General features: G+C 68.0%; 14 protein-coding genes. 2 read left to right on the top strand and 12 right to left on the bottom strand.

Going from position 1 to position 21,411, the window contains the following annotated elements:
• Positions 1-28 precede the first annotated feature (28 nt).
• From EV683_RS07255 to rluD, 4 genes are all read right to left on the bottom strand, one after another.
• Positions 29-613 carry a hypothetical protein gene (locus tag EV683_RS07255; protein ID WP_131862332.1) on the bottom strand — a complete coding sequence of 195 codons (585 nt, stop codon included), beginning with the start codon at positions 611-613 and terminating at the stop codon, positions 29-31.
• Between the two features lie 148 nt (positions 614-761).
• Positions 762-3,608 (bottom strand): ribonucleoside-diphosphate reductase subunit alpha, encoded by a 2,847-nt coding sequence (locus EV683_RS07250; RefSeq protein WP_131862331.1) that lies wholly within the window; start codon positions 3,606-3,608, stop codon positions 762-764.
• A 469-nt stretch (positions 3,609-4,077) separates the two neighbouring features.
• Positions 4,078-4,857, bottom strand: coding sequence for a peptidoglycan editing factor PgeF (gene pgeF / locus EV683_RS07245; protein WP_131862330.1), 780 nt, complete (start codon positions 4,855-4,857; stop codon positions 4,078-4,080).
• A complete protein-coding gene (rluD, locus tag EV683_RS07240; RefSeq protein ID WP_131862329.1) occupies positions 4,832-5,932 on the bottom strand; it encodes a 23S rRNA pseudouridine(1911/1915/1917) synthase RluD in 1,101 nt (366 codons plus the stop codon). Before rluD ends, pgeF begins: the two co-directional genes overlap by 26 nt.
• On the opposite strand from rluD, the gene EV683_RS07235 reads away from it, so the two are divergent.
• On the top strand, positions 5,931-6,722 hold the full coding sequence (locus tag EV683_RS07235; protein WP_131862328.1) for an outer membrane protein assembly factor BamD: 792 nt from the start codon (positions 5,931-5,933) through the stop codon (positions 6,720-6,722). The genes rluD and EV683_RS07235 overlap by 2 nt on opposite strands.
• Positions 6,723-6,784: 62 nt before the next feature.
• On the opposite strand, the gene pgaD (EV683_RS07230) is transcribed toward EV683_RS07235, so the two are convergent.
• The 8 genes from pgaD (EV683_RS07230) to EV683_RS07195 form a co-directional block, all read right to left on the bottom strand.
• Complete coding sequence (gene pgaD, locus EV683_RS07230) at positions 6,785-7,231, bottom strand: poly-beta-1,6-N-acetyl-D-glucosamine biosynthesis protein PgaD (RefSeq protein ID WP_131862327.1); 447 nt, start codon at positions 7,229-7,231, stop codon at positions 6,785-6,787.
• 26 nt (positions 7,232-7,257) lie between these two features.
• Positions 7,258-8,523, bottom strand: a complete 1,266-nt coding sequence (gene pgaC, locus EV683_RS07225; protein ID WP_066609596.1) for a poly-beta-1,6-N-acetyl-D-glucosamine synthase — start codon at positions 8,521-8,523, stop codon at positions 7,258-7,260.
• A 12-nt stretch (positions 8,524-8,535) separates the two neighbouring features.
• A complete protein-coding gene (gene pgaB, locus EV683_RS07220) occupies positions 8,536-10,491 on the bottom strand; it encodes a poly-beta-1,6-N-acetyl-D-glucosamine N-deacetylase PgaB (RefSeq protein WP_131862326.1) in 1,956 nt (651 codons plus the stop codon).
• A 226-nt stretch (positions 10,492-10,717) separates the two neighbouring features.
• Positions 10,718-11,158, bottom strand: coding sequence for a poly-beta-1,6-N-acetyl-D-glucosamine biosynthesis protein PgaD (gene pgaD, locus EV683_RS07215; RefSeq protein WP_066609592.1), 441 nt, complete (start codon positions 11,156-11,158; stop codon positions 10,718-10,720).
• On the bottom strand, positions 11,155-12,429 hold the full coding sequence (pgaC, locus tag EV683_RS07210) for a poly-beta-1,6-N-acetyl-D-glucosamine synthase (RefSeq protein ID WP_131862325.1): 1,275 nt from the start codon (positions 12,427-12,429) through the stop codon (positions 11,155-11,157). The genes pgaD (EV683_RS07215) and pgaC (EV683_RS07210) overlap by 4 nt, the downstream gene beginning before the upstream one ends.
• A gap of 15 nt (positions 12,430-12,444) precedes the next feature.
• Positions 12,445-14,223, bottom strand: coding sequence for a poly-beta-1,6-N-acetyl-D-glucosamine N-deacetylase PgaB (gene pgaB / locus EV683_RS07205; RefSeq protein ID WP_131862324.1), 1,779 nt, complete (start codon positions 14,221-14,223; stop codon positions 12,445-12,447).
• Between the two features lie 2 nt (positions 14,224-14,225).
• Positions 14,226-16,661 carry a poly-beta-1,6 N-acetyl-D-glucosamine export porin PgaA gene (gene pgaA / locus EV683_RS07200; RefSeq protein ID WP_131862323.1) on the bottom strand — a complete coding sequence of 812 codons (2,436 nt, stop codon included), beginning with the start codon at positions 16,659-16,661 and terminating at the stop codon, positions 14,226-14,228.
• 194 nt (positions 16,662-16,855) lie between these two features.
• Complete coding sequence (locus EV683_RS07195) at positions 16,856-17,194, bottom strand: P-II family nitrogen regulator (protein WP_066609581.1); 339 nt, start codon at positions 17,192-17,194, stop codon at positions 16,856-16,858.
• Between the two features lie 154 nt (positions 17,195-17,348).
• On the opposite strand from EV683_RS07195, the gene purL reads away from it, so the two are divergent.
• Positions 17,349-21,293: a phosphoribosylformylglycinamidine synthase gene (gene purL / locus EV683_RS07190; protein WP_131862322.1), complete on the top strand. Its 3,945-nt coding sequence runs from the start codon at positions 17,349-17,351 to the stop codon at positions 21,291-21,293.
• Positions 21,294-21,411: the final 118 nt, after the last annotated feature.

Raw genomic sequence — 21,411 nt, 5'->3', positions numbered from 1 at the left:
TGTTTCCGTTGTTTCGTGTGGGCCGCGCTCAGCAGCCGCCGCCGTCGGCGAGCGGGCTGACGCGGACCCGATTCAGATCGTCGGCGCCGACCTTCCAGACGCGCGCCATGTGGCCGAAATCGCGCGCCTGGCTGTTTTTCAGGATCAGCTCGGGCCGGTACGAGATGTCGACGCGGATCTCGCCGAGGTAGACCGTTTCGCCGGCGGCGACGCAGAAGTCGCGGCCTATCGGCAGCCGCACGCTGCGCGCCGAGCTGCCGCCGAACGGGAAGCCGCCGTCCGGGTCGTCTACGGTGGAGCCGAACGCCTCGACGAAGCGGTAGCGCCCCGGCGGCAAGGTCAGCAGTTCGAGCCGGCCTTCGACCGGGCTCGTGCCTTCGGGGCCGAACACGGTGTCGGTGTTGAGGCTCGTGTAGACGCTGCCCTGGACGCCGTTCGCTCCCCGGTAGGTGACCTGGGCGCGGGTGGCGTCGGGCTCGAAGGCCAGCGCGGTCAGCGAGACGACGGCGTAGCCTTGGCCGGCCGGCGGGTCGAGCCGCCCGTCGAGCTTGCTCGCCATGCTGGCGCAGCCGGTCAGGAAGGGCAGGGCAAGCAGGGTCGTTCGCAGCCACATGGCGGGCTCCTTCGCTGGTGTCTTGCATACCGTGCGCCGAGACGGAAGCGGGCTGGGGTCAGCCCGCTTGGGTATCGGGGCAAGGGCTCGGCCAACCTTGATTAGAGCGGCAAGGTTGGCCGAGGTTTTGCGCTGTGTTACGCCGGCCTTACTGGCAAGCCTCGCAGTCGGGGTTGTCGATCGAGCAGAACTTCGCGTCGGTCGCCGGGGTGGTGTCCACCGGCGCGGCGCCGGTCACGCCGCCGGCCACCGGCACCGCGTTCAGCTCGCCACCGCGGCCGGTCGATTTCTCGGCGTTGGACGCGGCCAGCGTGCGCAGGTAGTAGGTGGTCTTCAGGCCCTTGACCCAGGCGTGTTTGTACAGCTCGTCGAGCTTCTTGCCCGAGGCGCCTGCCATGTACAGGTTCAGCGACTGCGCCTGGTCGATCCACTTCTGGCGGCGCGACGCGGCCTCGACCAGCCACTTCGGGTCGATCTCGAACGCGGTGGCGTAGATGTCGCGCAGGTCCTGCGGCGCGCGGTCGATGCGGCCGAGGCTGCCGTCGAAGTATTTCAGGTCGGCGACCATCACCTCGTCCCACAGGCCGCGCGCCTTGAGGTCGCGCACCAGGTATTCGTTGGTGACGGTGAACTCGCCCGACAGGTTGGACTTGACGAACAGGTTCTGGTAGGTCGGCTCGATGCTCGCGGACACGCCGATGATGTTGGCGATGGTCGCGGTCGGCGCGATCGCGAGGCAGTTGCTGTTGCGCATGCCGTGTTCCTTCACGCGCTCGCGCAGCGCGTTCCAGTCCATGCGCTCGGTGCGGTCGACGTCGAGGTAGCCGCCGCGCTCGGCCGCCAGCAGGTTGTTGCTGTCGTGCGGCAGGATGCCGCGGTCCCACAGCGAGCCCTTGTACGACGGATAGCGGCCGCGTTCCTCGGCCAGCTCGGTCGACGCCCAGTACGCCCAGTAGGCGACGGTTTCCATCGACGAATCGGCGAACTCGACGGCTTCTTGCGACGCGTACGGGATGCGCTTCATGTGCAGGCAGTCCTGGAAGCCCATGATGCCCATGCCGACCGGGCGGTGCTTCAGGTTCGAATTACGCGCCTTCTTGACCGGGTAGAAGTTGATGTCGATCACGTTGTCGAGCATGCGCATCGCGATCTTCACGGTGCGGCGGATCTTCTCGCCGTCGAGCTGGCCGTCGGCGGTCATGTGGTTGACGAGGTTGACCGAGCCGAGGTTGCACACGGCGATCTCGTCTTCGTTGGTGTTCAGCGTGATCTCGGTGCAGAGGTTCGAGCTGTGCACCACGCCCATGTGCTGCTGCGGGCTGCGGATGTTGCACGGGTCCTTGAAGGTGATCCACGGGTGGCCGGTTTCGAACAGCATGGTCAGCATCTTGCGCCACAGCGAAAGCGCCGGGACCTTCTTGAACACCTTCAGCTCGCCGCGCTCGCCCTTGGCCTCGTAGGCGGTGTAGGCCTTCTCGAACGCCTTGCCGACCAGGTCGTGCAGGTCCGGGCATTCGGACGGCGAGAACAGGCTCCATTCGCCGCCTTCGATCACGCGCTTCATGAACAGGTCGGGAATCCAGTTCGCGGTGTTCATGTCGTGCGTGCGGCGGCGGTCGTCGCCGGTGTTCTTCCTCAGTTCGAGGAATTCCTCGATGTCGGCGTGCCAGGTTTCCAGGTAGGCGCACACCGCGCCCTTGCGCTTGCCGCCCTGGTTCACGGCGACGGCGGTGTCGTTGACCACCTTCAGGAAGGGCACGACGCCCTGCGATTTGCCGTTGGTGCCCTTGATGTGGCTGCCCATCGCGCGCACCGGGGTCCAGTCGTTGCCGAGGCCGCCGGCGAACTTCGACAGGAGCGCGTTTTCCTTGATGCCTTCGTAGATGCCGTCGAGGTCGTCGGCGATCGTCGTCAGGTAGCACGACGACAGCTGGCTGCGACGGGTGCCGGAGTTGAACAGCGTCGGGGTCGAGCTCATGAAGTCGAAGCTCGACAGCACGTTGTAGAACTCGATCGCGCGTTCTTCGCGGTTGACCTCGTTGAGCGCCAGGCCCATCGCGACGCGCATGTAGAAGGCCTGCGGCATCTCGATGCGGGTGCCGTCGATGTGCAGGAAGTAGCGGTCGAACAGGGTCTGCAGGCCAAGGTAGCCGAACTGCAGGTCGCGGCTGGCGTCGAGCGCGGCGCCGAGCTTCTTCAGGTCGTACTCGGCGAGGCGTTCGTCGAGCAGCTCGGCCTTGATGCCCTTTTTGATGTAGTCCGGGAAGTAAACCGGGTATTGCGCCGCCATCTCTTCCTGGCTGATCGCCTCGCCGAGGATCTCGAGGCGGATGTTTTCCAGCAGCAGGCGGGCGGTGACGTAGTTGTACGCCGGGTCCTTCTCGATCAGCGCGCGCGCGGCGAGGATCGACGACTTGTTGACCTCTTCTTCGGACACGCCGTCGTACAGGTTCTTCAGCGTTTCGGTCAGGATCGCGTCCGGGTCGGTCTCGGCCAGGCCTTCGCAGGCGGACACGATGGTCGCGCGCAGGCGGGCGATGTCGAGCACGCGGCGCGTGCCGTTCTTCTTCACCACGTTGATGGTGATCTGCGTCAGCGCCTCGCCGCGCGCGGCGCGTTCCTGCGCGCGCTGTTCGCGGTACAGCACGTAGGCGCGGGCGACGTCGTGTTCGCCGGCGCGCATCAGCGACAGCTCGACCTGGTCCTGGATGTCTTCGATGTGGATCGCGCCGCCCTCGGGCTTGCGGCGCATCAGCGCGGACACCACCGCCTCGGTCAGCGAGGCGACCTTGTCGCGGATGCTGGCCGAGCTGGCGCCTTGCGCGCCGACCACGGCGAGGAAGGCCTTGGTGACGGCGATCGAGATCTTGACCGGCTCGAACGACACCACGGCACCGTTGCGGCGGATGGTCTTGTACTGGCTGAAGTCGGCCTGCGGCGCGGCTTCGCGGCCCAGTTCGGCGGCGGTGTGCCCTTCGGAAGTGGTCAATTGCATGGTCTCGTGCCTCGTCGGGTAAAGAAGATTCGTGCTCGCGCCACCCGTTCCGGGCGGCGGGCCGTCCGCGCGGACGGCCTGTGGAAAACTGTGTGCACAAGCTGTGGGTCTCGTGTTGATAAACACAAGATATATGGCTTGATGCGTTTTTAGACCCAAATTCTAGTGGTCGGAGGGGGGCGCAACAAGTCTTGACAGTCCGCCAAAATGGGCCGGATTGCGCCAATTCCAGGCGGGGCAAGGCTTTGCGCCCGATTGAATTTTTTGTGATGTCCGCGGGGGTGTTCGCCACAGCCACGGGCCGGGCCCGGCCCGGCAAGGGCCCCGGTCGGCGGCCGGGTGTGGCGGCGCTTCGGCGCATGCGCGTCACTGTGGCGGGCGCGCCACCGCAGCACGGCGGCATCGCCGCTGCCGTGCCGCACGAAAAAGCCGCCCGGAGGGCGGCTTTGCGCAGGCCGCGGCCCCGTGTCTAGGGCTTGAGCCAGACGCAGCTGGCCATGCGGCCGGTGACCTTGTCGCGCCGGTAGGAGAAGAAGCGGTCGCGCTCGATCGCGGTGCAGGCGTCGCCGCCGGCGATCCGGGTGACGCCGAGCGCAGCCAGCCGCAGCCGCGCCAGCGCGTAGATGTCGGCGAGGTACTTGCCGTCGTCGATCGGCGTGAAGGCGGCGTCGGCCGCCGCGTCGTGCGCGACGAAGGCTTCGCGCACTTCGGGGCCGACCTCGAAGGCGTCCGGACCGATCGCCGGGCCGAGGTAGGCGACGAGCTTGTCGCCCGGCACGCCCATCGCGGCGACGGTGGCCTCGATCACGCCGCCCGCCAGCCCGCGCCAGCCGGCGTGCGCCGCGCCGACAACGGTGCCGTCGACGTCGGCCAGCAGCACCGGCAGGCAGTCGGCGGTCATGATCGCGCAGACGACGCCGGGCGTGCGGCTGACGCTCGCGTCGGCGTCCGGCACGGCTCGGCCAACCTTGTCGGCCGCGACGACCGTCACGCCGTGCACCTGGTTCAGCCACACCGGTTCGGACGGCAGCAGGGCGGCGAGACGGCGGCGGTTCTCGGCGACCGCGGCTGCCTCGTCGCCGACATGTTGGCCGAGGTTGAGGCTGTCGTAGGGCGCGGCGCTGACGCCGCCCGAGCGCGTGCTGACAAAGGCGCCGACGCCGGCCGGCGCGTCCCAGACCGGCGCGAAGCCGAGCGCGCCGTCGTCGGCCGGCGGCGTGCCGTCAGCGGACGTAATGAACTTCGACATCGTAATCATCGTCGTCCCACTCCTCGTCGTCGTCCTGCTCGGTCCACACCGGGCGCTCGGTGCTGTGCCCGCCGGCCATGCCGGCGTCGTCGCGCAGGATGGCCAGCAGGTGCTTCATGTCGGCTGGCAGCCGGGAGGTCCAGCTCATCGTTTCGCCGGTGGCCGGGTGGACCAGCGACAGCGAGAAGGCATGCAGCGCCTGGCGACCCAGCCCCTTGACGGCGGCGATCACGTTCTCGCCGGCCGGGTGGCGCGGGTTGCCGTACAGCGGGTCGCCGGCCAGCGGGTGGCCGGCCTTCTTCATGTGCACGCGGATCTGGTGCGTGCGGCCGGTTTCGAGCCTGCACTCGATGTAGCTGTGGTTGGCGTACTTCTCGAGCACGCGCACATGGGTGACGGCCGGCTTGCCGCCGAAGTTGACCACCGCCATGCGCAGCCGGTTGTGCGGATCGCGGCCGATCGGCGCGTTGATCACGCCGTCGAAGGGCACCACGCCGTCGGCGATCGCGCGGTAGATGCGCGACACGGTGCGCGCCTGCAACTGGCGCACCAGGTCGGTCTGCGTGAGCAGCGACTTGGCGACCACCATCAGGCCGCTGGTTTCCTTGTCGAGCCGGTGGACGATGCCGGCGCGCGGCACGGCGGCGAGCGCCGGGCAGTAGTGCAGGAGGCCGTTTAGCAGCGTGCCCGACCAGTTGCCGGCCGCCGGGTGAACGACGAGGCCGGCCGGCTTGTCGATGACCAGCAGATGCTCGTCCTCGTAGACGATGGCCAGCGCCATCGGCTCGGGCGCGAACGCCATTTCCTCCGGGCTGTGCGGAATCTCGAGCTCGAGTTTTTCGCCGCCGAGCAGCTTGGTCTTGGGCGCGGTCTGGACCGCGCCGTCGATTTTCACCAGCCCGTCTTTCACCCATTGCGCGAGCCGGCTGCGGGAGTATTCGGGCAGCAGGGCGGCGAGGACGGCGTCGAGACGGTTGCCGGCGAGGTTTAGCGGGACGGCCGACTGGCGCGTCTCGGATGTTTCGTTTTCCGACAGATCGTTATAATCTTCGGAATCTGCGTAAGGATCGCTCATGAAGAAAATTGTTGCTGCAACGTTGCTGGCGTTGGGTTTGGCCGCTTGCGCGACCACGGAACCCAAGGATGAAACACGGGGCTGGACGGTCGAGAAGCTCTACAGCGAGGCCCGTGACGAACTCAATAGCGGTAATTATACGCGCGCCATCAAGCTCTACGAAACGCTCGAGGCGCGTTTTCCGTACGGCCGCTACGCGCAGCAGGCCCAGATGGACCTGGCCTACACCCATTACAAGGACGGCGAGCCCGAGCAGGCGATCGCCGCGGCCGACCGCTTCATCAAGCTGCATCCGGCGCACGCCAACCTCGACTACATCTACTACCTGAAGGGGCTGGTCTATTACAACGACGACAGCTCGGTGCTGGCCAAGTGGGCCGGCCAGGATCTGTCCGAGCGCGACCCCAAGGCGACCCGCGAGGCCTTCCTGGCGTTCCGCGAGCTGGTGTCGCGCTTCCCGGACAGCCAGTACGCGCCGGACGCGCGCGACAAGATGCTCAAGCTGGTCAACGCGCTGGGCGGACACGAGATGCACGTCGCGCGTTATTACATGAAGCGCGGCGCCTACCTGGCCGCCGCCAACCGCGCGCAGTCGGTCGTCAAGGAGTACGCCAACACGCCGTTCGTCGAGGAGGCGCTGGCGCTGATGGTGTCCGCCTACGACAAGCTGGGCATGAAGCCGCTGGGCGACGACGCGCGCCGCGTGCTGGCGCTCAACTACCCGAACAGCGCCTATCTGCAAAAGGCGTGGTCGGTCGAGGAAATGCCGTGGTGGAAGTTCTGGAAGTAAGAACGTCGTAAGACGAAAGCCGACGGGGCCGCGCGAGCGGCCCCGTTGTTTTTGCGCCGCCGTCAGCGCGGGCGGGCTTCGATGGCGACGATGCGCCCCGTATTGTCGTGGTGGACGACGACGATGGCGGCGTCGCGGCCGGCCGCGACCTGGTCCGGGTCGGCGCCGAGATCGCGCGCGTAGTCGGTCGGCGACGGTTCCCGCTCATGGGGGCGCGGTTCGGCCGGCGGGCGACGCTGGCTCAGCCGGGCCCACAGCCCGAGCGCGCCGGCGGTCGCCAGCAGCGTCAGCAGGTGGCCGGACAGCGTGTGCGGCAGACGGTAGGCGGCCGGCTGAGCCACAAGGTACAGCAGGCCGCGCAGGCCGCCCAGCCGGGCGAGCAGGCCGAGTGCCGGCAGCCACAGCGAGAGCCACAGTCCCCACAGCAGCGCGGTGAGGCCGCGTGACAGCAGGCGCTGCGGCCGGGTCAGGTGGTGGCGGGCGTCGATGATCAGGCTTGAAGTTTCCATGGCGTCGGATTCGGGGTCGGTCGGTTTCAGGCGCGGATGCCGCGGTCGGGGCTGATCCAGCGCGCGCGCTGGCCGCGCCGGCGCAGCAGCGCCTTCGGGAGGGCGGCGACGGTGGTCGCGGTGTTGATGATCCAGAACACCAACGGGTACCAGATCATCCAGTAGTAATTGCGGCCCAGCCCGCGGTCGTAGCGGCTGTCCAGCCATTTGGACAGCGCGAACTGCGCCAGACAGGTGGCGCCGAGCAGCAGGCCGTTCGAGGCCGGCAGCAGCGGCGAGTCGAGCGCCGGCAGCAGGCCGGCCGGGGCTAACGCGTCGAGCAGCCACAGCAGCGTCAGCAGCAGCATCGCGTAGGACCAGGCGACGCTGAGGCTGTACTCGACGTAGAGCGGCCACAGGCTGGCGAGCCGGGGTTGGCCGAGCACGTCGGCGTTCTTCAGGAGCACCTGCGCGCCGCCCTGCGCCCAGCGCAACCGCTGCTTCCACAGACCCTTGAGCGTTTCGGGCATCAGGATCCACACCAGCGCGTTCGGCTCGAAGGCGATGTCCCAGCCGCGCCGCTGCAGCTTCCACGAGATGTCGATGTCCTCGGTCATCATGTCGCTGCTCCAGTAACCGACGTCGCGCAGCGCGCGCTTGCGAAAGGCGGTGATGACGCCCGACACGGTGAACAGCCGGCCGTAGCTCATCTGCGCGCGCTTGATCATGCCGACGATGGACGAGAACTCGCCGACCTGTACGCGCCCGAGCAGCGTCGAGCGGTTGCGGATGCGCGGGTTGCCGGTCACCGCGCCCATCCTCGGCTTGTCGACGAAGTGGCGCACCAGCCAGTGCGCGGCGCGCGCATCGAGCAGCGCGTCGCCGTCGATGCACAGCAGGATGTCGTACCGCGCGAGCAGACTGCCGCTGGTCAGCGCCACCGCCTTGCCCTGGTTCTGGGCCAGATGCACGACTTTCAGTCGTGGCTGTTGCGCGGCGAGGCGGTCGAGTACCGCGCCGGTGTTGTCGCGACTGCCGTCGTTGATCGCGATCACCTCGAACTCGGGGTAGTCGAGCGCGAGCGCCTGCAACACGGTCTCCTCGGCGTTGTCGCCCTCGTTGTAGCAGGGGATCAGCACGCTGACGGGCGGGCTGTCCGGCCGCCGCACCGGCTGGCGGAACGGCGGGTCGAAGCGTTCGCGCCGCCAGTAGTAGAGGGCCGCGCCGAGCATCCACAGGTAAGACATCAGCAGCGGGTAGTAAAAGACGTAGCCGAGCAGGAAGCCCCACAGCGACGAAAGGGTCGGATTCATCGGTCGGCGGCCTTACGGTTGCAACTGCCCGGTGGGGCTCATGGTCGCGAAGGCGTCGCGTAGCGTCGCCGGGTCCGGGTGGCCCTTGAACGGGTCGTCCGGGTAGTAGCCGACGTGGCGGGCGCCGCGCCGGTAGAGCGTGCGGATGGTCTCGGCCAACTCCGCGTTCGGCACCGCCCGGCCATGGCGCCAGTCGGTTGCCTGCAGTTCGAACACCGTCTTGTCGAGCGCGCCGGGGTGCTCGGCGACGCGCTCGAAGAGGTCCTGCATGAAGCGCGCCGGGTCTTCGGCATTTTCCATATACGGCATCGCCATGATCGCGGTGTAGTCGTAGTTCGCCAGCGAGTTGTCGAGCGACTGTGCGTACCAGGTTTCCGCGCGCGGGTTCAGCACGACCTGCGCGTACAGGTTGCGCGCGGTCTTGAGCGCCGGGTGGGAGATGCGCACCACGTCGGCCAACTCGCGTGCGAAGGCGTCGAGCGCGTTGATCTTGAGGATGGTCCAGCGGCCGAGCAGGTCGTCGTCGCCGCGCAGCGCCTCGATGTCGTCGGGCAGGCCCCAGCGACGGTAGGTGGCCAGCGCGGCCGGGCTGGCGTCCTCGTAGTCGGACAGCGTCACGTCGTCGTGGAACAGCAGGCCTTCGAACGGCGCGGCGCGACCCAGGTCGTCGAAAATCTCGCGGATGACGCGGCGCGCGCGCGGCGAGAACGGCGACAGGCGCGGATAGCCCATCGCGACGTGGCCGGTGGCCGCGTGCGGGCGCGTGACGACGACGTCGCGGGCGGCCGGATGGGCTTTGGGCAGCTCGAACGCCAGCATCGGCATCCATGCGTAGACCGCCTTGACCGGCGTGCGCTTCTTGATCTGCCAGGCGACGCGGTTGAACAGGTCGGCGCGGACCGGCAGGTGGCGGTTCGGGAAGTAGGCCGCGTCGGCCGCGCCGTTGCCGTCCGGGTCGGAAAAGGCCTGCAGGTAGACGGTGTTCACGCCCATCGCGGTGATGCGGTCGAGCAGCAGGCCGATATTGCGCTCGGTCTGCGCCGGGTCCGGGTCGTACAGATAGTCGAGGTCGACGTGCATGATCTTGCCGGGGCGTTCGCTGACGGGCGTGTCGCGCTCGCGCAGCGCCAGCTCGCGGGCCAGGTCGGGCAGCGTGGTCGAGCTCTCCATCAGCAGGCGGCGCAGCTTCCACAATGGCGTGGTGCGGTCGTTGGGGCCGTCGTCGAGCGTCAGGCCGACCGGCATGCCCTGGCGGTCAGCCGCCTCGGCGACGTCGCGGCTGTAGCTGCCGTACGGCCAGACCATCACGCGCGGGCTGCGGCCGGTCATCTTGCGCAGCAGCGCGTTGTTGCGCGCGAGGTCGGCCTCGACGCGTCGCAGCTGCTCGCGCGGCGTCTCGTAACGGCCGGCCCGGTAGCGGCGGGTCGTCGCCGCCGGCTGGCTGTTGCCCTGCGGGTTGGCCGAGACCCCCTCGTGCAGCGCGTAGCTATGGCTGGCGAATTCGACCAACCCTTCGGCCTGCATCTGGCGGATCTGCGCCCAGGACAGGAAGGCGCTGCGCGGCGCCATCTCGTCGCCGTAGCGAACCTGCCCGCCGGACGGTTCCAGCCAACTGCCCACCAGCGAAACCACGGCCGGCGCTCCGAACATCTTCAGCACCGGGTAGGCCTGGGTGTAAAAGTTCTCGTAGCCGTCGTCGAAGGTGATCAACACGGCTTTATCCGGCAGCGGCTTGCCGCCGGCGCGGTCGGCCAGCAATTCGTCGATGCCGACGAAGCGGTAGCCGTTGTTTTTCAGCCAGTCGAGCTGGCGCACGAAGTTGGTCGGCGAGACCGCGTAGGCGGGTATACGGGCGTCGGCCGGGTTGGCGATCTCGTGGTAGTTCAGGATGTGGAGCCGCTGGGCGTTGGCGGCTTGCAGGGTTGTCAGGGCCAGCAGGCCCAGAATGAGGGTCAGTATGCGTCGCATGTCGAGATGACCGGGGTCGGGTTGCGGGTGGCTGTTTGGCCGGGGTGGCGGGGGTGGTTGGGCGCCACGCCGGCGTCAGCAGTCCGCGCGGATTCTAGCAAGCCGGCGCGGCGCGCATGGTGGGGGACGGTATCCGATTGTTACCGGGGGCGAAGGCGAACGGGGAAGGGCGGCTGGCTGCGTCGTTGCGGCGACAAAATGCCCCGCCCGGTCGGGCGGGGCGGGCTCAGCGTCGGACAATCCTGACGACGTGGCCGCGGTCGGAATGGTGGACGACAACCGTCTGCGTCTGCTGTGCGGCGAGCAGGTCGGACGCGGAGAGCCGGTAGTCGGCAGCCAGCTCGTCGGGCGTCGCATCGGCGACCCGGCGCCGTTTCTCGCGATTGTGGAACCGCCGGTAGTTGAGGCGGGCCCACAGGATCAGCAGCCCGCTTGTCGCCCCGATCACGATGGCGTAGACGAGCATCAGGCTGAACAGCTTGTCGACGCCTTCGCGCACCAGCATCTCCTCGTAGAAGAGCTTGACGCCCGCCAGCCACGCCAGGACGCTCAGTACGGGCAGGCAGAGATAGGCCCACAGCAGCCAGAGCAGCGCGGTGAGGGAGCGTGCCGCGAAGCGTTTGGTTGCTCCGATCCGGTGCTCGGCGTTGATGATGGTGTCTTTCATGCTTTGACCCCCCTGTCGGGACTCGTCCAGCGTGCGCGCAGGCCACGGCTGTGCGTGATGGCTTGCGGCAGCGCGACGACGGTGGTGACGATGTGAATCATCCAGAACACCAGCGGATACCAGATCATCCAGAAGAAGTTGCGTCCGGTGCCGAAATCGTAGCGCCGATCCAGCCACTTGCTGAGCATGAACTGGAACAGGCAGGTCATCCCGAGCACCAGACCATGCCAGCCTGGAAGCAGCGGGGACGACATCTGCATCCACCCGAACTGCGGCAGCAGCAGACCGAGAGCCCAGACCACGACAAGCAGCGCCATCACGTAGGCCCAGATCGCGCTGAACAGATACTCGGCGTAGATCGGCCACATGCGGCGCTTCTGCCAGCTTCCGATGGCGCCCGCGTTGCGCAGGAGGACCTGCAGACCGCCCTTGGCCCAGCGCAGCCGCTGTTTCCAGAGGCCTTTGAGCGTCTCGGGCATCAGGATCCAGGCTTGGGCGTGGGGCTCGAAACGGACGTCCCAGTGCGCGAGCTGGAGCTTCCAGCTCATGTCGATATCCTCGGTCAGGACGTCGTCGCTCCAGTAGCCGGCCTGTCGCACCGCCGTCTTGCGAAAGCCGGCGATCACGCCGGAGAGGGTGAACAGGCGCCCGTAGGTGCGTTGCGCGCGCTTGATGATGCCGATGATCGACGAGAACTCGCCGACCTGGACCTTGCCGAGCAAGGTGGAGCGGTTGCGGATGCGCGGGTTGCCGGTGACCGCGCCGACCCGGGGGCTGCCGATGAGCTGCCTTACCAGCCATTTCGGGGCGTGCGGCTCGAGCAGGGCGTCGCCGTCGATGCAGACGAGGTGCTCGTGCTTCGCGAGCAGACAGCCGGTGTTCAGCGCGACCGCCTTGCCCTGGTTTTCCGCCAGATGGACGACGCGCAGTCTGGGGTCTCGTTGCGCCGCCTCGTCGAGCAGCCGGGCGGTGGCGTCGGTGCTGCCGTCGTTGATCGCGACGACTTCGAATTCCGGATAGTCGACGGCGAGGGCGTAGCGCAGGGTGTCGGCGAGGTTGTCTTCCTCGTTGAAGCACGGGATCAGGATGCTGATCGGCGGGTAGTCCAGCTCCGGCGGTTCATCCAGCGGCGGTTCTTTCCGCTCGTAGTGGAAGTAATAGTGCAGGGCGCCGACCATCCACAGATAGGCCATGAACAGCGGGTAGTAGAAGGCATAGCCGAGCAGGGCGACCCAGACCCAGTGCAGGAAATCTACGGGGAGCGGAAACATGGTCTATCCCTCCATTCATCGTTCGGGCTGGCTGCGCAGCGAGAAGGCCCGTTTCAGCGTTGCCAGGTGCGGCTGCCTGTCGATGCCTTCGTCGTGGGTGTAGGCGATGTGATGCGCGCCCAGGGTGTGCAGCGTGGTGATGGCGCGAGCCAGGCTGCGGCTGTCTAGCGCCCGCAGGCCGGAAGCGTCGCGGCTGGGCAGTCCGAACACGATCTTCCGGGACGGTTGCGGCGTGCTGGCCGATGCGACGGCGAATGCCTGCCGCAGCCAGGTTTCGTCGGCCGGTGTGCCGCTGGCCGGGGCCAGTTCGACGTAGTCGACGCGCGGCAGCGCCTTGGCCATGGCGTCGGAGAGGCGGGAGGCTTCACCATCGTTTCCCAGCCGGCCGGCGTAGACGGTGATCACCGATTTGAACTCGGGCTGGTAGGTGCGCGCGGTACTGAACTGTTCCGAGGCGAGTTCGAGCAGGGCGTTGGCGCCGGGCTCGGCCAAGGCGGGTTTGCCGGGGTCGTCGCGCAGCAGCAGGCCGGTGAAGCGCGCCGAGGCGCCGAGGTCTTCGACCAGTTCGCGGGCCACACGCCGCTCGCGTGCGCCGGGTGCTGCCGCGACCATGGTGCGGTCTGCGAGTCCGAACGATTGCAGGGGGAGGCTGGCGTAGACCTGGACCATCGCGCGGGTCCTCAGTTGCCAGGCGGCCCGGTTGAACAGGTCCGCCCGCATCGGTACGTGTCGGTTCGGGAAGTACACCGTGTCGGGCTGGCCGTCGCCGTCGGCATCGCCGTCCGCCTGCAGGTAGACGACGGTCGCGCCCATCTCCAGCACCCGGTCGAGGAGTTGGCCGAGCTTGTGTTCCTGCGCGGCCGGGTCGGGGTCGTATATCTGGTCGAGAGAAACGTGCATCGCGCGGGTGAAGGCGGGCGGAAGGCCGTCCTGCTCGTGTTCGCGCACCCGGATTTCGTTGGCGAAGTCGGTCAGCGTCATATTGGCGTCGACGAGTACGCGGCGCAGCTCGGCCAGCGGCGTCGAGCGTTCGTTGACGCCGTCGTTCAGGGTCAGCGTGATCGGCATGCCGTTGCGGCGAGCGATCTCGAGCAGCGGTTGCGAATAGCTGCCGTACGGCCAGACCATGATGCGCGGTTTCTTGCCGGTGAGCTTTTCGATGGTGGCGTTGTTGCGCGCCAGGTCGGTCGCGACGCGGCGTTGCTGGTCGGCGAGCGATTCGTAGCGTGTCCCCTCGAAGCGCAGCGCCGTGGCGGCCGGTTGCACGTTGCCCTGCGGGTTGGCCAGGATGCCGCGGTGCAGGTCGTGGCTGTGGTTGGCGAATTCGATCAGCCCGCTGGCCTGCATTTCGCGGATTTCCTCCGGCATCAGGAAATCCTCGCGGACCAGACGGGTACCCGGGATCTCGGCTCCCTTGGCTTCTTCGAGCCAGCCGCCGACGAGGGCGACCACGGCGGGTGCCTTGTAGAGTTTGAGGATGGGGAAGACATGCTTGTAGAGGCTGCGGTAGCCATCGTCGAAAGTCAGCAGGACCGCTTTCTCGGGCAGGGGGCGGCGCCCTTCGCGCTCGGCGAGCACGTCGTTCATGCCGACGAAGGTGTAGCCGTGCGCGCGCAGCCACTCCAGGTGGTCGACGAGGCTGCGGGTGTCGACGGCGAAGGGGTCGCTGGGCGGTTGATTGTGGACCACCTCGTGGTAGCACAGCGCGATCAGCTTCGAGGCCGCTTGTGCCGGGACGAAGGGGGCGATCCCCAGAGCGGCGATCAGGCAAAGTTTCCAGAGGCGGATTTTCATGATCAGAAGCGCCAGTCGAGGTTGAGATAGAGGCGGTTGCTCACATCGCTATCGCCGTCGTAGGGGTGGACGCTGTGGGCGAAGCCGTAACGTAGTCCGGCCCGCGGCGTCCAGCGCCATTCGTGCTCGTAGAAGACTGCCGAGGCGAGTTTGCTGCCGTAGCCCTCCTGCCAGTAATTGGCTGCGTACAGGCCAAGCCGGTGCCGGAGGCTGGTGTCGTAGCGGCGCCAGAGCAGCCAGTCCGGCAGCACGGTCACGCCGACTTCGCTGTCCTTGCCCGGGTTGAAGTAGTTGGTGCCGACGACGTTGCGGTTCTTGCTGGCGCCGGCCGAGAGAATGGTGTCCAGCGTATAGGTGGGTTGTGCGATCCAGCGCTCGGTCCACGAGGTGCGCAGGCGTTGCCGCAGGTTGCCGTCGCTGAGGTCGAGGCCGGACAGGGCCGCGTCGAAGCGGCGCTGGTCGTCGACGCGGTAGCTGAATTCAGCCGCCAGCCGTTTGCCGTCGACGTTGTCGCGGCGTGCGCGCATCGGGACCTCGTCGCTGTCGTGCTCGTAGCGCAGGCCGAGGCTGAACCTGTCGTCGAAGGTGCGGGTCAGCGCGAGCAGGCCGCCGGTGTCGTTGCGGCCGTCGAGGCTGCCGGTGAGCGCCGCCTCGGCCTGCCAGCGCGGATCGCGGTATTCGGCGCCGAAGCCCAGGGTGTCCCGGCTGAGCCGGCCATCGCCGACGTAGTCGGCGCGCGCGTTGTACGAGCGGGCGAAGATGCGCCATTGCGACGCGATCAGCGCGCTGTAGAGGCGGGTCTCGACGGCCCAGCCGCTGTCCAGCCCTTCGCCTTGCCCGCCCGACAGCTCGTGTTCGGCGTCGACGACCAGCTGCGGGCGGTTGCTCCACCGCCAGCGTTCGGACAGGCGCTGGGTTGCGCGGCTTTCCGGCGCCAGCGCGACGACGTCGGCAATCAGCGCCGGTGCATCAGAATAACGGTGGGTGTCCAGATAGGCGACGGCAAGGCCGCGCTTGGCTTCTACCGCGCGTGGCTCGTCGACCAGCCGGCGGGCGAAGATGCCTTCCGCCGTGCGCGGGTGACCGCGCAGCAGTTCCAGTTCGCCGTCGTTCTGCCGCAGTTCGCCGTTGAACGGCGCGTCGTCGAGCAGGGTGTCCAGCTTGGCCCGTGCGACGTGGGTTCGGCCAACGTAGGCGTCCAGCATCGCGTCCAGCAGCATGACCTGCTGGTAGTCGGGGTTGTAGCGGTTCTGGCCGCTGGCGGCGTCGTGGCGGATGCGCTGCACGTCTTGCTTGAGCCGTTCGACCTCGTCGCGCGCCTCCTTGGGTTGTTCGGCCTCGAGATGGGCGTAGACGAGGACGATACGCCAGTCGATGGGGGCGCGCTGGCGCGGCATGTCGGCCATCGCGAGCTTGGACAGGCGGATCGCCTCTTGCGGATTTTCCTCGGCCAGATACGCGCTGGCCGCGGCGGCCAGCGCGTAGGCGGGCAAGGCATCGTTCTCGTGTTGCCGGTAAAGGGCGACCGTATCGCGATAACGGGCGCGCTGCTCCAGCATGACGAGCCGGTCCGCGATCGCGGTTTTCATGTAGGTCGCGTCTTCGGGGTGGAGGCTCCGGGTGATGCCCTCGTTGAGCGCCAGCGCGGCATCGGTCTGCCGGAAGCGGCTCTCGCCGACTTCCAGCCGGGTCTCGCTGCGTCCCCAGCGGGTGGCGGTTGCCGCCTTGTCGAGGGAGAGCTGCTTGTAGAGCTCGGGTGCTTCGACACGCCGGCTTTTCAGGTAGGCGTAGGCCTGGTGCGGGGCGCCCATGCGCACCAGCAAGGTGGTGTAGGCGCGGGCGAGCTCGGGGTCGTCCGGGTGTCGTTCGAGCAGGGTTTCGAGCTGGCCGAGCGCGGCCGTGTGCTCCTCGGAGAAGGTCAGCAGGTAGGCTCTGGCGCGGTCCAGGGTCAGCCGGTCGGCCGGGGTACGCGCCGGCGTCGCGTCGAGTAGGGCCAGGCCGGCGCCGGCCTGGCCCGCTTCGGCCAAGGTCATCGCCAGGCCGGCCTGGGCGGTGGCGGTCGGCCGTCTGGCCAGCGACGCTCTGTACAGCGCTTCGGCTTGCGCAAGCCTGTTTCGATCGCGCTGGTAGCGCGCCAGTGTGTTCAGCGCGTCTTGGCCGAGGGAGGCGGGCGGGTAGCGGTGCTCGAGAAGGGCGATGGCCTCTTCGCCGCGCTGGTCCCAAACGAGCAGGGTCAGGTAGTCGTCGAGCAGTGGCTGCTGCAGCGTGCCCGCCTGGTGGAGCGGCTCGAGCATGGCGAGCGCGGCGGACGGGGCGCCGTCGCGTGCCGCGCGGATCGCCTGTTCGTAGCCGGGTTGTTTCCACAGCGGTGCGGCGAACGTCGGCAGCGACAGACAAACCAGGCTGGCTGCGACCCCCTTCACGATGAACTTCGGCATGGCGCGCCTCTTGACAATTGGTTTTTTGGGCGATCTCTCTTTAGTCAAGATAGTTCAGTAATGACAGAGTAGTTAGCCAGAAATGGTTTTTCGATTGATTCGGAAGTCGTTGTGGGTATTTAAATCAAGCCGTTATGGGGGCGGGCATGAAAAAGCCCGCGAAGCGCGGGCTGTGGGGAGGGTAGGGGGAGCGTCTAGATCGCCGCTTCGTTGGTCTCGCCGGTGCGGATGCGCACGACTTGCTCGACCGGGGTGACGAAGATCTTGCCGTCGCCGATCTTGCCGGTGCGGGCGGCGTTGATGATGACCTCGATCGCGCGCTCGACCAGGTCGTCGGGGATCACGACCTCGATCTTGACCTTGGGCAGGAAGTCGACCACGTACTCGGCGCCGCGATACAGTTCGGTGTGGCCCTTCTGGCGGCCGAAGCCCTTGACCTCGGTGACGGTCAGGCCGTTGATGCCGATGTCGGAAATCGCCTCGCGCACTTCGTCGAGCTTGAAAGGCTTGATGATCGCTTCGACCTTTTTCATGTCGCTTCTCCTTGTCCTGTGGGTTTCGGTTCGATTGTGGGCAGTCGTGCGGCAGGGCGGCAAACCCGCGCCGTCCAAGGGTTTTACCGCCTGATGCGAAGGCAGGGGATGGCGTATTATTACGTGCTTTCCTGGTCCTTGTCGCGGGTGTCGAATGTCCGTCATTCTCACGTTGCGGGGCGGGGTCGCCCTGTCTCGTTTCCGTCTGGAAAAACTCCTTGCCGCGGCCCAAGCCGCGCGTCTTCCCGAGTTGTCCCTCTCTGCCGAATTCTGGCACTTCGTCGAAAGCGAAAAACCGCTCTCTCCCGAACATTCCGAACGCCTGTCGGCCTTGCTCGATAGCGGCGACGCGCGTCTGTCCGAAGCCGATGCATCGGGCGAACTGTTTCTCGTCACGCCGCGCCCCGGCACCGTGTCGCCGTGGGCGTCCAAGGCGACCGACATCGTCCGTCACTGCGGCCTGGGTGAGGTGCGGCGCATCGAGCGCGGTACCGCGTTCTGGGTCAAGGCCGCCGCGCCGCTGTCGGCCGACGAGCGCGCGCGCCTGGCCGCGCTGCTGCACGACCGCATGACCGAGTCGGTGTTCGACTCGCTCGACGCGGCGGAGCGGCTCTTCGTGCACGTCGAGCCGACCAGCTTCGCCACCGTGCCGGTGCTGGCCGAGGGCCGCGCCGCGCTCGAGCGCGCCAACGCCTCGCTCGGCCTTGCATTGTCCGACGACGAGATCGACTATCTGGTCGAGAACTTCGTCAAGCTCGAGCGCGACCCGAGCGACGTCGAACTGATGATGTTCGCGCAGGCGAACTCCGAGCACTGCCGCCACAAGATCTTCAACGCCGAATTCGTCATCGACGGCGAAAAACAGGCCAAGTCGCTGTTCCGCATGATCCGCGACACGCACGATGCGCACCCGGAAGGGACCCGCGTCGCGTACAAGGACAACGCGTCGGTGATCGAGGGCGCGACCGTCGAGCGCTTCTACCCGCAGCCGGGTAGCCACGCCTACGCCTACCACCGCGAGCCGACCCACATCCTGATGAAGGTCGAGACGCACAACCATCCGACCGCGATCTCCCCGTTCCCGGGCGCTGCGACCGGCGCCGGCGGCGAGATCCGCGACGAGGGCGCCACCGGCCGCGGTTCGCGCCCGAAGGCGGGTCTGACCGGCTTCACCGTGTCGAACCTGAACCTGCCGGACATGCCCGAGCCGTGGGAAAACTACCGCGACACCGGCGCGGGCTACGGCAAGCCGGGGCGCATCGCGTCGGCGCTCGACATCATGATCGAAGGGCCGATCGGCGGCGCGGCGTTCAACAACGAATTCGGCCGCCCGAACCTCGCCGGCTACTTCCGCACCTTCGAGGAGGAGTTCGGCGGCGAGATGCGCGGCTACCACAAGCCGATCATGATCGCCGGCGGCCTCGGCAACATCCAGGAACGCCAGATCCACAAGGCCGGCATTCCGCCGGGCGCGCTGCTGATCCAGCTGGGCGGCCCCGGCATGCTGATCGGTCTCGGCGGCGGCGCGGCCTCCAGCATGGGTACCGGCGACAACAGCGAGGCGCTCGACTTCGACTCGGTGCAGCGCGGCAACCCGGAAATCGAGCGTCGCGCGCAGGAGGTCATCGACCGCTGCTGGCAGATGGGCGAAGCCAACCCGATCCTGTCGATCCACGACGTCGGCGCCGGCGGCCTGTCCAACGCCTTCCCCGAGCTGGTCAACGACGCCGGCCGCGGTGCGATCTTCGAGCTGCGCGAGGTGCAACTCGAGGAAAAGGGCATGAGCCCGATGCAGATCTGGAGCAACGAGGCGCAGGAGCGCTACGTGCTCGCGATCCTGCCCGAATCGCTCGAGCTGTTCACCCGCTTGGCCGAGCGCGAGCGCTGTCCGTTCGCCGTGGTCGGCACCGCGACCGACAACGGCTGGCTCGAGGTGCGCGACGAGGCGTTCGGCAACAACCCGGTCGACCTGCCGCTCGACGTGCTGCTCGGCAAGCCGCCGAAGATGGTGCGTGACGTCAAGACCGCCGAGACCCCGGTGGCGCCGTTCGACGCCTCCGACCTGGACCTCAAGGACTCGGTCTACCGCACGCTGCGTCTGCCGGCGGTGGCGAGCAAGTCCTTCCTGATCACCATCGGCGACCGTACCGTCGGCGGCATGACCGCGCGCGACCAGATGGTCGGCCCGTGGCAGGTGCCGGTGGCCGACGTCGCGGTGACGACGATGGGCTTCGACACCGACCTGGGCGAGGCGATGGCGATGGGCGAGCGCACGCCATCCGCGCTGATCGACGCGCCGGCCTCCGGCCGCATGGCGTTGGCCGAGGCGATTACCAACCTGTCGGCCGCGCACTACGGCACGCTGTCCAAGGTCAAGCTGTCGGCCAACTGGATGGCCGCCGCCGGCCACCCGGGCGAGGACGTCAAGCTGTACCGTACCGTCGCGGCGGTGTCCGAGCTGTCGCAGGCGCTCAAGGTCAGCATCCCGGTCGGCAAGGATTCGCTGTCGATGAAGACCAGCTGGCAGGACGGCGAGACCGCCAAGTCGGTGACCGCGCCGCTGTCGCTGATCGTCACCGCCTTCGCCGCGGTGACCGACGTCAAGAAAACCGTCACCCCCGACCTCAAACCGGTCGACGGCAGCGAGCTGGTGTTCGTCGACCTGGCCGGCGGCCGCCAGCGCCTCGGCGCCTCGGCGCTCGGCCAGGTGCACAAGCGCATCGCCGGCGCCGCGCCGGACCTCGACGACGCGGGCGCCTTCGCCCGTGCGATCGAGCTGGTGCAGGGCCTGATCGCGGAAGGCCGCGTGCTGGCCTACCATGATCGCGGCGACGGCGGCCTGATCGCCACCGTGGCCGAGATGGTATTCGCCGGTCGTCAGGGCGTGACCGTGACGCTCGACTCGTTGATCGAGCGCGCGACGCAGACCGACGCGCCGGCCGGCCTGTCCGCCGACGCCGCCCGCCGCGACGCGGTGGCCCGCGCGCTGTTCAACGAGGAGCTGGGTCTGGTGCTGCAGGTCAGCTCGGCCAACCTGGTCGAGCTGGAAGCGCGCTTCGCCGCCGCCGGCCTCGCCGCCGCGGTGCACCGCCTCGGCCAACTCGCGGCCGGCGAGAGGCTGACCGTGACCGTCGCCGGCCAGACCGTGCTGTCGGAGTCGCGCGCCGAATTGGAGGCTGCCTGGAGCCAGGTCAGCCACCGCATCCAGAAGCTGCGCGACAACCCGGCCTGCGCCGACGCGGAGTTCGCCGGCATCGCCGCCGAGCGCCGCGGCCTGTTCGCCGAACTGACGTTCGACGTCAACGACAATCCGGCCGCGCCCTTCGTCGCGACCGGCGCGCGTCCGAAAATCGCGATCCTGCGCGAGCAGGGCGTCAACGGCCAGATCGAAATGGCCGCCGCCTTCGACCGCGCCGGCTTCGCCGCCGTCGACGTGCACATGAGCGACGTGATCGCCGGCCGCGTGAATCTGGCCGACTTCAAGGGCCTGGCAGCCTGCGGCGGCTTCAGCTACGGCGACGTGCTGGGCGCCGGCGAGGGCTGGGCCAAGAGCATCCTGTTCAACGCGGCCGCGCGCGACGCGTTCGAGGCTTTCTTCGGCCGCGACGATACCTTCGCGCTGGGCGTGTGCAACGGCTGCCAGATGATGTCGAACCTGGCCTCCATCATCCCGGGTGCCGAGCACTGGCCGCGTTTCCGCCGCAACCTGTCCGAGCAGTTCGAGGCGCGCTTCGCGATGGTCGAGGTGAGCGACAGCCCGTCGATCTTCCTCGCCGACATGGCGGGTAGCCGCCTGCCGGTGGTGGTCAGCCACGGCGAAGGCCGCGCGGTGTTCGCGCCGGGTCACCAGGACGCGGTCCGCGTCGCGCTGCGCTATATCGACGACGCCGGCCGGCCGGCCGCGGCCTATCCGGCCAACCCGAACGGCTCGCCCGACGGCATCACCGGCGTGACCACGGCCGACGGCCGCTTCACGATCATGATGCCGCACCCGGAGCGCGTGTTCCGCACCGTGCAGAACAGCTGGCATCCGGCGAACTGGGGCGAGAACGGCGCCTGGTTCCGCATGTTCGCCAGCGCGCGCCGCTGGGTCGGTTGATCCGCCGTGTGCCTGCAAGGCCGCCCTTCGGGGCGGCTTTTTCGTGTCCGGCGGCTCGGCCAACGTTCGCAGCGCGCGAACAGTCGCTAAAATGCCGCCATGATATTTACGGGGTTCG

It is taken from the genome of Crenobacter luteus (genome assembly GCF_004345725.1).
Classification (GTDB): Bacteria; Pseudomonadota; Gammaproteobacteria; order Burkholderiales; family Chromobacteriaceae; genus Crenobacter; species Crenobacter luteus.
The sequence above is the reverse complement of the archived record's forward strand: the minus strand, read 5'-3'. Positions and strand labels throughout refer to the sequence as shown.